9 protein-coding genes are annotated in these 11,853 nt (G+C 64.1%); 6 read left to right on the top strand and 3 right to left on the bottom strand.

What is annotated here, in order from left to right:
* The first annotated feature begins 187 nt into the window (after nt 1-187).
* On the top strand, nt 188-1,387 hold the full coding sequence (locus SADO_RS04345; RefSeq protein WP_353109520.1) for a BaiN/RdsA family NAD(P)/FAD-dependent oxidoreductase: 1,200 nt from the start codon (nt 188-190) through the stop codon (nt 1,385-1,387).
* Between the two features lie 98 nt (nt 1,388-1,485).
* Nucleotides 1,486-2,796 (top strand): lytic murein transglycosylase, encoded by a 1,311-nt coding sequence (locus tag SADO_RS04340; protein ID WP_353109519.1) that lies wholly within the window; start codon nt 1,486-1,488, stop codon nt 2,794-2,796.
* Nucleotides 2,797-2,849: 53 nt separating this feature from the next.
* On the opposite strand, the gene SADO_RS04335 is transcribed toward SADO_RS04340, so the two are convergent.
* Entirely contained in the window at nt 2,850-3,833 is a 984-nt protein-coding gene (locus SADO_RS04335; protein ID WP_353109517.1) for an aldo/keto reductase, read from the bottom strand.
* Between the two features lie 139 nt (nt 3,834-3,972).
* On the opposite strand from SADO_RS04335, the gene SADO_RS04330 reads away from it, so the two are divergent.
* On the top strand, nt 3,973-4,563 hold the full coding sequence (locus tag SADO_RS04330) for an exopolysaccharide biosynthesis protein (RefSeq protein ID WP_353109516.1): 591 nt from the start codon (nt 3,973-3,975) through the stop codon (nt 4,561-4,563).
* On the opposite strand, the gene nei is transcribed toward SADO_RS04330, so the two are convergent.
* On the bottom strand, nt 4,556-5,398 hold the full coding sequence (nei, locus tag SADO_RS04325) for an endonuclease VIII (RefSeq protein ID WP_353109515.1): 843 nt from the start codon (nt 5,396-5,398) through the stop codon (nt 4,556-4,558). The genes SADO_RS04330 and nei overlap by 8 nt on opposite strands.
* 171 nt (nt 5,399-5,569) lie before the next feature.
* On the opposite strand from nei, the gene SADO_RS04320 reads away from it, so the two are divergent.
* The gene (locus SADO_RS04320; RefSeq protein ID WP_353109513.1) at nt 5,570-6,163 is read left to right on the top strand and encodes a YceI family protein; all 594 of its coding nucleotides are present in this window, start codon (nt 5,570-5,572) and stop codon (nt 6,161-6,163) included.
* 1,069 nt (nt 6,164-7,232) lie between these two features.
* Here the strand turns inward: SADO_RS04320 and SADO_RS04315 are convergent.
* Entirely contained in the window at nt 7,233-9,143 is a 1,911-nt protein-coding gene (locus tag SADO_RS04315; RefSeq protein ID WP_353109511.1) for an ATP-binding cassette domain-containing protein, read from the bottom strand.
* Nucleotides 9,144-9,316: 173 nt separating this feature from the next.
* On the opposite strand from SADO_RS04315, the gene SADO_RS04310 reads away from it, so the two are divergent.
* Both SADO_RS04310 and moeB read left to right on the top strand, forming a co-directional pair.
* Complete coding sequence (locus SADO_RS04310) at nt 9,317-10,720, top strand: DNA recombination protein RmuC (RefSeq protein ID WP_353109510.1); 1,404 nt, start codon at nt 9,317-9,319, stop codon at nt 10,718-10,720.
* A complete protein-coding gene (moeB, locus tag SADO_RS04305; RefSeq protein WP_353109508.1) occupies nt 10,717-11,826 on the top strand; it encodes a molybdopterin-synthase adenylyltransferase MoeB in 1,110 nt (369 codons plus the stop codon). Before SADO_RS04310 ends, moeB begins: the two co-directional genes overlap by 4 nt.
* The last annotated feature ends 27 nt before the right edge of the window (nt 11,827-11,853 follow it).

Here is an 11,853-nt window from a genome sequence, read left to right as displayed (position 1 = left end):
ATATATCTTTTACGCGTGACGAAACCAAGTCCCAGCCATTGGCGGACGGTCGTTGCAGGCAGCAGTAATCCATTCGGCCTGATCCGTTCAGAATGTTGGCCGTGCGACAATTCTGTCCTCCAGCCCTTCTCGAAACAGGCATTCACGTGCAAGGACACGGCCGCATGCATATCCCCCGTAGCCGCCGATGAGCGGCGATCAGTCAAAAGATGTGATCGTGCTCGGTGGCGGCGCCGCCGGGCTAATGTGCGCGGCCGTGGCCGCTGCGCGCGGCCGGCGCGTCGTTGTGCTCGAAGGCAGCAAGCGCTGCGGCAAGAAGATACTTATGTCTGGCGGCGGGCGCTGTAATTTCACCAACCTGTACAGCACGCCGGAGAATTTTCTCTCGGCGAACCCGCATTTCTGTAAATCGGCATTGGCGCGCTACACGCCGGCCGATTTCATCGCCGCGGTCGAAGCGCACGGCATCGCCTATCACGAGAAGGAGAAAGGGCAGCTGTTCTGCAACGAATCGTCGAAGCAGATCGTGGCCATGCTGCTGCAGGAGTGTGCGGCGGCAGACGTGGAAATACGGGTGCGCGCGCCGGTCGAGAGCGTTGCGAGGGATGGCGCAGGGTTCGTCGTGCATACCGAGGCCGGCAGCGTTCGCGGCGAATCACTGGTGGTTGCCACCGGCGGCCTATCGATCCCGAAGATGGGGGCAAGCGGTATCGGTTATCGCATCGCGCGCCAGTTCGGCTTGGCCGTACGTGATACGCGCGCCGCGCTGGTGCCGTTCACGCTCAACGGGGGTCAGGGCAAGGCCTTCGGCGCGCTCTCTGGCGTGGGTCTGGATGTGGAGGCACGCTGCAACGACGCTTACTTCGATGCCGGCATGCTGTTTACCCATCGAGGCTTGAGCGGACCCGCGATGCTGCAGGTGTCGTCCTACTGGCAGCCCGGCGATACCGTGGCAGTGGACTGGTTTGCAGGCGCCGATGTCGAGCAGTGGCTCACGGAACGCCGTGATGCCCGGCCTGACGCGCGGCTGGCCACCGTACTTGCCGAACGTCTGCCGCGTCGGTTGGCTCAGTCCTTGTGCAACGAGGTCGGCAAGGCGTCTCTCGGCAACCATCGCCTGCGCCAGCTCGACGACCAGGCCTGCGCGGCGCTCGCCACGCGGCTGACCGAATGGCCGTTCACGCCGGACGGCACAGAAGGCTATCGCACCGCTGAGGTCACCATCGGCGGCGTGGATACCGGTGCCTTGTCGTCGACAACAATGGCGGCGCGTGACGTGCCGGGCCTCTATTTCATCGGCGAAGTCGTCGACGTGACCGGCCATCTCGGTGGTCACAATTTCCAGTGGGCCTGGGCGTCGGCGCAGGCGGCGGGCGCCGTCGTATAGCCCGCTCGGCACGGCCGGGACAGGCGTGCCAAGAAGATAATTGAATCCGCCGCGCGCTTGCCGGACACTGGCAGCGCCCTTCGTTCAGCCCCTTCATCATGCCGATCCAGCCCCGTCATTTTCTCGTCCCCGTCTTCTGTTTATCAGTCGCAGCCTGCGCCTCCGATCCTGTAGCAAGCGCGACATCACAGAACGAATCCACGCCGCAGTCGTCGACGTCATCCGAGGCGCGCTCGGCGGAGATTCGCCAGCCTCAGCCGGCAACGTCTACCGCGCGTGACAGCCGTGGCTTCGATGCCTGGGTGGCCTCGTTTCGCCAGCGTGCAAGCGCGCGCGGTGTGTCGCGCGACGTGCTTGACGAAGCCTTCGGCCGCGCCGCGTTCCAGCCGCGCATCATCGAGCTGGATCGTCGTCAGCCTGAATTCAGCCGCGCGATCTGGGGCTATCTCGATAGCGCCGTTTCGGATACGCGCATTCGCCAGGGCCGGGACAAACTAGCGACATACGACGGCATCGGTCGCGAGGTCGAACAGCGCTACGGCGTGCCGCGCACGATCATCGGTGCGATCTGGGGGGTGGAAAGCAACTACGGCAGCAATTTCGGCAGCTACGAGACGATCGACGCGCTCGCAACGCTGGGCTACGACGGCCGGCGTTCGCGCTTTGCCGAAGAACAGCTCTACGCCGCGCTCGAGATTCTCGCCAACGGCGATATCGACCGCGATCGCATGCGCGGTTCCTGGGCGGGTGCGATGGGCCATACCCAGTTCATCCCTACCAGCTTCAATGCCTACGCGGTGGACGAGGACGGTGACGGCCGGCGCGACATCTGGAACAGCATCGCCGACGTCATGGGTTCGACCGCCAACTATCTGAAATCCAACGGCTGGCAGCGCGGTTCCACTTGGGGCCGCGAGGTGGTGCTGCCGCCGAACTTCGACTATGCCCAGGCCGAGCTCGATACCCGCCGCTCGACCGCCACCTGGCGCCAATCCGGCGTGCGTGCGGTCGATAGCCGCGGCCTGCCGTCGTTCGAGTCGGCATCCATCATCGCGCCGGCCGGCGCGCACGGTCCCGCGTTTCTGGTGGGCCCGAATTTCCGCACGATCCTGCGTTACAACAATGCCACCAGCTATGCGCTGGCCGTGGGCCTTCTTTCGGACCGACTCGCCGGGCAGCCGGGCGTGTACGGCGACTGGCCGCGAACGCTGGCCAGTCTTTCGCGCACCGACATCAAGGAAATGCAGCGCCTGCTCAACGAACTCGGCTATGGCACCGGCACGCCGGACGGCATCATGGGCCCGAATACCCGTGGCGGTCTGCGCGCATTCCAGCGTGCGAGCGGGATGACCGCCGACGGCTATCCGACGCACGAACTGCTGCGCCGCATCCGCGCGGCCGCGGGCTGACATGAAAAGCCGGGCGTTAAGCCCGGCTTCAGCCAGCCTGGAAGCCGGCCGCGCTAGTTGTGCCCAGCGATGGGGTGGGGCGCGTAGGGCGCTTCCAGTTTTTCCTTTTCGTCGGCGGTCAGTTCGATATCGATCGCCTTGATTGCCTGGTCGAGGTGATGTGATTTGCTGGCGCCCACAATCGGCGCCGTAATCATTGGATTGGACGCTACCCAGGCCAGTGCGATCTGTGCCATGGGCACGCCGCGTGCGTCGGCCACCTCACGCAGGGCATCGATCACCGGCGTGTCGATCTCGCCGCCGAGCTGCCACTTGCGGGTGTTCTCGTCGGTCTTGGCGCGCATGCTCTCGCCGCCCTCGCCCTGGGTCGTCTTGCCGGCGAGTACCCCGCGTGCCAGCGGGCTCCAAGGAATCACGCCCACGCCCTGATCGGCGCATAGCGGCAGCATCTCGCGCTCTTCCTCGCGATAGACGAGGTTGTACATCGGCTGCATGGTCACGAACGGCGTCCAGCCGTTGCGCTCGGCCACCTGCTGAGCCTTGGCGAACTGCCAGGCGTACATCGACGAAGCGCCGATATAGCGCGCTTTGCCCGACTTCACCACGTCGTGCAGCGCTTCCATCGTTTCCTCGATGGGCGTGTCGTAATCCCAGCGGTGGATCTGATAGAGATCGACATGGTCGGTCCCCAGTCTTTCCAGCGAGCCGTCGATGGCGGACATGATGTGCTTGCGCGACAAGCCGCGATCGTTGGGCCCGTCGCCCATCGGCATGAAGACCTTGGTTGCGAGTACGAAGTCATCGCGTTTGGCGTAATCGGTCAACGCTTTGCCGACAACCCGCTCGGATTCGCCCAGCGAATACATGTCGGCGGTATCGAAGAAATTGATGCCGGCATCGAGCGCCTGCTTGATAAACGGCCGGCTGGCCTGCTCGTCGAGCACCCATTCTCGCCACTCAGGCGTGCCATAGGTCATGGTGCCGAGGCATAGCGGCGAGACTTTCGTGCCGGTCGTGCCGAGGCGTTTGTATTGCATGCTGGTTTCCGCTTGGAAATATGTGCCCCATACAATAAACGACGCGCGCAACGCGTGCTGCAAACGCGGGCGCCAGCAGGGAACATCGCCCGCCCATGCTAGTCTGACGCTCATTCAGACCTTGCAAAGAAGCCCCCGCATGGGCGAAGCCACGACACTCACCGCGCTGCTCGAATCGCTTGATTCGACGCCAAGCGACGCGGGCGCCAGCGATCGTCTGTCGATTGGCGAGATTCTCACCGTCATCGGCGAACGCGGCTACGGGCCGCTGGTGCTCATGTTCGCGTTGATTGCGGCACTGCCGACCGGGGCGGTGCCGGGCATACCGAGCGTATGCGGCATCTCGATCGCGCTCGTTTCGACCCAACTCGTGTTCGGCAAGGATTATCCGTGGCTGCCGGCCAAACTGCGCGAGCTATCGATCGAGCGTCAACGCTACAAGCAGGTCTCGCGACGGCTTACGCCGTGGACCCGGCGTATCGACCGGCTGGTGCGTCCGCGCCTGCACGTGCTGGTCGAGGGCGCATCCACGCGACTGATCGGCGTCGCTTGTGTTGTGCTCGGCGCCTGCATGATTCCGCTCGAGATCATTCCCTTCGCTGCAGCTGCGCCCGCGTTCGCGATCGCCCTCATGGGCCTGGGGCTGACGGGCCGCGACGGCTTCTGGGTGCTGGCCGGGATAGTGCCGGCCGGGCTGGCCGGTTACTTCGTCTTCACCCTGATCAACTAGCCGGCTGACACGCCGGGCAGGCATAGAGTCGGCGGCTGGCGATACGTGTTTTCTCGATCGCGGTGCCGCATCGGTAGCAGCCCTTGCCGGCACGTTCGAAGACCATGTGTCGGCGGGCGCCGAAGCGCTTGCCCTCAGCCTTGAGGCGCTCTGCGCGTTCGGGATCGTTGGTGATGCCCTTGAGGCGATAGGCGCGTTCGATCAGCACACGCACGGCGGTGACCAGCCGCCCGCGTTCGTCGGTCGAGAGCGTGCGCGGCTTGCGTGCCGGGTGCAGGCCGGCTTCGAACAGGATCTCGGAACGCAGATAGTTGCCGATGCCCGCGATGAACTGCTGATCCAGCAGCAATCCGCCCAGCGCGCGGCCGGCAAAGCGCCTGTCATCGAGCCGATCGTCGAGTACTGCGTCGTCGACCGATTCGTCGTTGAGCGGATCCGGGCCGAGCTTTGCGAGATAGGGCACGTCGTTCAACGCGTCGGTTCGTACCACCCGGATATCCGAGGCGCTGTAGAGCCGCGCCGCACGCGTGTCGCCGATGATGGCGAAGCGCAGCTGGCGCCGGGTGTCCGGTTCGTGATCGGCGCGGCCGATACGCCACTGGCCATAAAGCTGGTTGTGACTATAGACACACCAGGGGCCGTCGCTGTCACTCGCCGAGAAGAATACGAGCACCGCCTTGCCACGGGGCTCGACCGCCTCGATTCGGCGGCCGGTCAGCGACGGCTCAAAGCGCTTGTAACGATCGAACGCGAAGAATATCGAGCGCGCCTCGTCGTTGCCGACCGCCCGATCGATATCGTCGGCCATGCGCCTGATTTCCGGCCCTTCGGGCATGCAGTGACTCGTTCAGCAAGGTGAAGAATGATCTGCGGCTACGCGAGACCAGGCGCCGCGGATGAGCCGACCCACGGTCCTGTACCTGTCGTACTGCGCGTAACCGTAAATACGCTAGACTCGGATGCATCGCCCACCACGGGCGGTCCAACCCGCAACGGAGTGATTTGGATGAATAAAATACTGCTCGGACTGGCCTCGGCCAGCCTTCTCGCCGGTACGGCCAGTGTGGCCAGCGCGGCCGAGACCTACACCATCGATCCGTCTCACACCTACGGCAATTTCGAGATCGGGCATATGGGCCTGTCGACCATGCACGGTCGTATCGACGTTACCGGCGGCGAGATCGTCATGGATCGTGAAGGCGATACCAGCCGCGTCGAGGTCACGATGGATCCGGCCACGGTGGACACCGGCCACGACAAGCGCGACGAACATCTGCGCAACAAGAAAGGTTTCTTCGAGGTCGACAAGTATCCTGAGATGCGTTTCGTCTCCAAGAGCGTGTCTTTCGATGGCGACGACGAAGCCACGGTCGAGGGCGAGCTGACCCTGCACGGGGTGACCAAGCCGGTCACGCTCGAAGTCGACGATATCGTCTGCATGGCCAATCCCATGGACGACAAGAAATATACCTGCGGTTTCTCGGCCGAGGCCGAGATCAAACGCAGCGATTTCGGTATGGATGCTTTCATTCCGCTGGTTGCGGATGAAGTCGAGATTCAGATCGAAGCTGAGGCTAATCGGCCGAACGACGCGGCCTGATTCGCGGAGCTCTGGATACGGCGCCGGCAACTCGAAAAGTTGTCGGCGCTTTTTTGTGCGGCGCTGGATACTCGAGACAGAGAGATTCGACGTTGAAGTAGTCGAATCCGAGAGTGCCAGCGCTGTCTGTGGATGACGCACCGCCGATTTAGGGCGGGCTTTCGCGCTACAGCGCGAGATAAAAGGTCCGTCGAAGCCGTGAGCGCCGTAAGACTCTTGGTTCGAACTTGGGGAGTGCCGAATCAACGGCGCAGGCACATTCGACTTGGGGTTTCGCGCTGCAGCGCGAGTGTCTTTTATTTGCTTGTCCAAATAAAAGTCACCAAAACAAAAGACACCCCGTCTTGCGTCGATGCTTTGCATCGGTGCCCTGCGCGGATCCGGCCGAAAGCGGGCCAGCCGGAAACTCGCTTCGCTCAGACATCCGGCTGTCTGTTTCCGCTTTCGGCCTCCACTGCTCGGCGCTGCGCCAAGGGGCCCCAATACGGGCAAGCTCGCTATCGCTCGCTCAATGCCGCGCTCTTTTATATCGGATTAGGCAAGGCCTAATCCGATGGGAGCGGAGTCGTACGGTCAATTTCGGTTTGGCAGGCGGGATGGCCTTCGTTGTTGCTGTGGCGTCTGTATTGGGCCCCGTTGCACGGCGACGGAGACACGTAGTGGCGACGGGTGTCCGGCGCACCGCGCCGGTGCGTACAGCATGTTTGAGGATCGCCAAAGCGATCCGAGTTCTGTACGCATCCCGTCGCCGCTGCGTGTCGGAGTGCACCGGCGCAGCCGGCGCTGTGCCCGGGTGTCTTTTTGTTTGCTTACTTTCTTTTGGACAAGCAAAAGAAAGTGAGTCGCAGAGCAGTGCGAAACAAGAGGTGCGACTAACTCGTGAGTGCCGAAAGACTCGTAGCCTGAAGCTAACGCGTGTCGCACCAGTTGTTCGGCCACAGAACTACAACGAAGTGAACGCGGCTTCGGCAGAAGTCTCGCGCCAGTATCGATCGGGTTGCCCGTAGCCCACACCCTGCCGACTAAAGCCTGGGCTAGCTGTCGCCGGGCCCAAGCGCGACCGTCGCAGTCAGGCCTGACGCGCCTCTAGCGCCTCCCAGCGTTCCAGGGCGTTCTCCAGCTCGCTCTGTGCCTTGCCGAGTTTTTCCGTGGCCTGTTTCACTTCATTGGCCGGCCGATCATAAAAACCGGGCTTGGCGAACTCCGCCTCGAACCCTTCGATCTTGGTTTCCAGCTTCTCGATCGTGTCCGGCAGAGCGCGTAGTTCCTTGCGCTCCGCGCTGGTCAGCGGATTGGCTGGCTTGGGTTTCGGTTTGGGCGCGCTGGCGGCCGGCTTTGACGCGGCCTTCGGCTTGCTCATTGATGTCGTAGGCGCTTCCGTGCGTGGGCGCTGGCGCAACCAGTCGGTATACCCGCCGACATAGTCGTTGACGTTGCCGTTGCCATCGAACACCAGGCTGCTGGTGACCACGTTGTCGATGAAGGCTCGGTCATGCGAGACGAGCAGCAGGGTGCCGTCGAAGCTCATCAGCCGCTCTTCGAGCAGTTCGAGGGTCTCGACGTCGAGGTCGTTGGTCGGCTCGTCCATGATCAGCAAGTTGGCGGGCCGGGTGAACAGCTTGGCCAGGAGCAGACGATTGCGCTCGCCGCCGGAGAGCACATGCGTTGGGCTACGCGCGCGCTTGGGCGAGAACAGGAAGTCCTGCAGATAACTCATCACGTGCCGGTCCTGGCCGTTGATGGTGATCGAGGAACGGCCCTGAGCCACGTTGTCGAGCACGCTGATCGAGTCGTCGAGCGCGGCGCGATGCTGGTCGAAGTGGGCGATATCCAGGTTGGTGCCCAGTTTGATCGTGCCGGCGTCCGGTTCGATGCGCCCGAGCAGCAGGTTGATCAGCGTGGTCTTGCCGCAGCCATTGGGGCCGATGATGCCGACCTTGTCGCCGCGCTGGATCACCGTCGACAAGTCGTTGACGATCGGCTTCTGGTTGTCGCCGTCGTCCCATTTATAGGCGAGGTTCTCGGCCACGATCACGTGCTTGCCGGAGCGCGCGGCATCCTGGGTGATGATATTCGCGGTGCCGCCGCGCTCGCGCCGCTCGGCGCGCTCGGCGCGCATGGCCTTGAGCGCCCGCACGCGGCCCTCGTTGCGGGTGCGCCGGGCCTTGATGCCCTGGCGGATCCAGACTTCTTCCTGGGCCAGGCGCTTGTCGAACAGCGCGTTGGCGTTGGCTTCGTCCGCCAGCATCTTCTCCTTGCCTTCCAGGAACTTGTCGTAGCTTCCGGGCCAGGAGGTGAGCTTGCCGCGATCCAGATCGATGATGCGTGTGGCGAGATTCTTCAAAAAGGCGCGGTCATGGGTGATGAACAGCAGCGCGCCGTTCCAGGCCAACAGCATTTCCTCGAGCTGGGCGATTGCAGCGATATCGAGATGGTTGGTCGGCTCGTCGAGCAGCAACAGGTCCGGTTCCTGCACGAGCGCGCGGGCCAGCAGCACGCGGCGCTTCTGGCCGCCGGACAGGGCTTCGAACTGCCAGTCGGCGTCCAGGTTCAGTCGGGACAGGGTGGACTCGACCTGCGGCGCGAGCGTCCAGCCGTCCATGGCCTCGACCCGTGCCTGCGCCTTGGAGAAAGCGTCCATCACGTCCTCGCCCGCGGACAGGCGTGCGGTCAGCTCATGGAAGCGGGCCAGTGCTGCGCCCACATCGCCCAGGCCGCCCGCGACTACGTCGAATACGGCGCCGGATGTGCCGGCCGGGACTTCCTGTTCGAGCCGGGCGACGCGCAGATCGGGCTTCTGCTCGCGGGTGACCTCGTCCGGCTCGATCTCACGCGAGACGATGCGCATGAGCGTGGACTTGCCGGTGCCATTGCGGCCGACGAGCGCAACGCGCTCGCCGCGGTCGATACTGATTTCGGCGTCGTCGAGCAGCGGATGGGTGCCGTAGGCCAGCCGGAGGTTGCGCAGTTGCAGGATCATGGGCGCGAAAACGTCGCGGGGAGAGGAAAATTTAAGCGCGCATTGTACGCGCCGCTACGCTTGCCTGTTGCGCCGCCGCAAAGGTCGCGGCTCGATCCTGTCAGCCGCGCTCTTGGCGGCAGCGTTAGACTGAACACAGACCGAATCCGTATCTACCGCGCCCGCGCCTGCTGATGACCACACAAGCTATTGTATTGATTGTATTCGCCCTGATGCTGGGCGCTCTCGTGGGTACTGCGCTGGCGGTGCTCTGGGCGCGTTCGGGCGCCGCGCAACTGGAAGCGGCGCGCGACGCGGCCCAGCGCGAGGCGGAATCCCAGGCCGAAATGCTTGCCGATACGCGCCGCGGCCTCGACGAAGCGCGTCAGGCGCTTGCCGATGCCCGCAGCGAAAACGCCCGGCTCGAAACCCGCCTGGAAGGCGAGCGCCGCAACAGCGAGGAGAAGCTCAAGACGCTGACCGAGGCGCGCGAAGCGCTTACGCATCAGTTCAAGACACTCTCGCAGGAAATCCTGGAAGAGAAGAGCCGCGCCTTCACCGAGCAGAACAAGGCCAGCCTCGAGCCGCTGATCAATCCGCTGCGCGAGCATATCGGCCGTTTCGAGAAACAGGTCAAAGAGGCGTATGACTCGGAGAACCGTCAGCGCAGCGCGCTGGCCGAGCAGGTGCGGCTGCTGGAGCAGTCCAACAAGGCCATCGCCGAGGACGCGACCAATCTCGCCAACGCGCTCAAGGGCGAATCCAAGACCCAGGGCAACTGGGGCGAGATGATTCTGGAGACGGTGCTGGAGCGTTCAGGGCTGGAAAAGGGCACCCAGTACGAAACCCAATTCGCGAGCACCACCGAGGACGGCAATCGCCAGCTGCCCGACGCCGTCGTGCACCTGCCCGAACAGCGCAGCATCGTGATCGATTCCAAGGTCTCGCTGACCGCCTATCTACGCGTCCATGAGGCCGAGGACGAGGACACGCGCCGCGCCGCGCTCGCCGAGCATCTGGGTTCGGTGCGCCGCCATCTCAAGCAGTTGTCGGCGAAGAACTACCAGAACATCGACGCGATCCGCACCTTGGACTATGTGTTCATGTTCATCCCGTCCGAAGCGGCCTATGTCGAGGCGCTGCGCGGCGATTTCGACCTCCAGCGCGAGGCGCTCGACGCCAACATCGCACTGGTTTCGCCGACCACGCTGATGCCCATGCTGCGTGCGATCGCCAATCTCTGGCGGCTGCAGCAGCAGGAAGAGAACGCCGCCGAGATTGCCGACAAGGCCGGTGCGCTCTATGACAAGTTCGTCGGTTTCCTCGACGATCTCGACAAGCTCGGCCGGGCCATGGATACCGCGAACAAGGCCTATGAAGGCGCGCGCAACAAGCTGGTGTCCGGGCGCGGCAATATCGTGCGGCGCAGCGAGCAGTTGAAGAAGATGGGCGCGAACACCAGCAAATCGATCGGGCAGTCGTGGCAGCGCAATGCGGCATTGGGTGCTTCCCGGGGCGACGCCGACACCAGCGCCGCGCCCGAAGACGACGATGAGGACGGCTTCATCGAAACCGACGATAGCGGCGACGAGACATGAGCCTGAAAGAGCAGATCGCTGCACTACGCGAGCGCATACCGCCGGTTGATGCCGAGTGCGCGGCCGATCTTGCCCGCGAGGGCGCGCTACTGGTGGATATCCGCGAGACGGACGAGATCGCCCAGGGCACGCCGGTCGGTGCGAAACCGCTCGGCCGCGGTTTCCTGGAGATGCGGCTCGAGCAGGAAGTCCGCGATCCCGAGCAGACGATCCTGTTGCTGTGTGCGTCCGGCTCGCGCTCGCTGCTCGCTGCCGATCAGCTGTCGCGGCTGGGCTATACGGACGTGCGCTCGGTCGAGGGCGGATTCGACGCCTGGAAGGGTGCCGGCCTGGCGTTCGAGACACCGGCCATGCTCGATAACGCCGATCGGGCCCGCTATGCGCGCCAGCTGACTCTGCCCGAGGTCGGCGAAGCGGGGCAGACGAAGCTGCGCGACGCGCGTGTGCTGGTCATCGGCGCCGGCGGACTGGGTTCGCCGGCGGCGTTCTACATGGCCGCGGCCGGGGTCGGGCATATCGGCATCGTCGATCACGACGTGGTCGATCGTTCCAACCTGCACCGCCAGATCCTGCATCGCGATGCCAGTGTCGGCCAGCCGAAGGTGCGTTCCGCGATGGCGACACTCACCGCGCTTAACCCGACGATCGATATTCAGCCCGTCGAGGCGCGGGTCAGCGGGGAGAATGCCGCCGATCTGGTCGCGGGTTACGACCTTGTGGTCGACGGCTCGGATAACTTCAACGCCCGCTATGCGGTCAATGACGCCTGCGTGGCCGCGAACATCCCGCTGGTCTATGGCGCGGTCGAACGCTTTGCCGGCCAGGTCGGCGTGTTTCCTGCAGGCGGCGCGCCTTGCTATCGCTGCCTGTTCGCGAGTGCGCCGCCGGCCGGCGCGGCGCCCACCTGTGCGGAGGCCGGAGTGCTGGGCGTGGTGCCGGGGCTGGTCGGTACATTGCAGGCGCTGGAAGCGATCAAGCTGATCATCGGCATGCCGGAAACGCTTGTGGCCCGGGTGCTCACCCTCGATGCCAAGACCCAGCGCTGGCGTAGTCTGCAGATTCCGGCCGACCCCGCCTGCGCGGTCTGCGGCAGCGGCAAGCACTGATCACGGTTGCAAAATCCCTGATACGTT

The organism is Salinisphaera dokdonensis CL-ES53, from assembly GCF_040361215.1.
GTDB classification, from domain to species: domain Bacteria; phylum Pseudomonadota; class Gammaproteobacteria; order Nevskiales; family Salinisphaeraceae; genus Salinisphaera; species Salinisphaera dokdonensis.
Note: the sequence above shows the minus strand (reverse complement) of the source record. Positions and strands in the feature narration are given on the sequence as shown.

Excerpts from the sequence above, each read along its gene's own strand:
- SADO_RS04345 (WP_353109520.1), top strand. The coding sequence starts at position 188 with ATGAGCGGCGATCAGTCAAAAGATGTGATCGTGCTCGGTGGCGGCGCC.
- SADO_RS04340 (WP_353109519.1), top strand. The coding sequence starts at position 1,486 with ATGCCGATCCAGCCCCGTCATTTTCTCGTCCCCGTCTTCTGTTTATCA.
- SADO_RS04335 (WP_353109517.1), bottom strand. The coding sequence starts at position 3,833 with ATGCAATACAAACGCCTCGGCACGACCGGCACGAAAGTCTCGCCGCTA.
- SADO_RS04330 (WP_353109516.1), top strand. The coding sequence starts at position 3,973 with ATGGGCGAAGCCACGACACTCACCGCGCTGCTCGAATCGCTTGATTCG.
- nei (WP_353109515.1), bottom strand. The coding sequence starts at position 5,398 with ATGCCCGAAGGGCCGGAAATCAGGCGCATGGCCGACGATATCGATCGG.
- SADO_RS04320 (WP_353109513.1), top strand. The coding sequence starts at position 5,570 with ATGAATAAAATACTGCTCGGACTGGCCTCGGCCAGCCTTCTCGCCGGT.
- SADO_RS04315 (WP_353109511.1), bottom strand. The coding sequence starts at position 9,143 with ATGATCCTGCAACTGCGCAACCTCCGGCTGGCCTACGGCACCCATCCG.
- SADO_RS04310 (WP_353109510.1), top strand. The coding sequence starts at position 9,317 with ATGACCACACAAGCTATTGTATTGATTGTATTCGCCCTGATGCTGGGC.
- moeB (WP_353109508.1), top strand. The coding sequence starts at position 10,717 with ATGAGCCTGAAAGAGCAGATCGCTGCACTACGCGAGCGCATACCGCCG.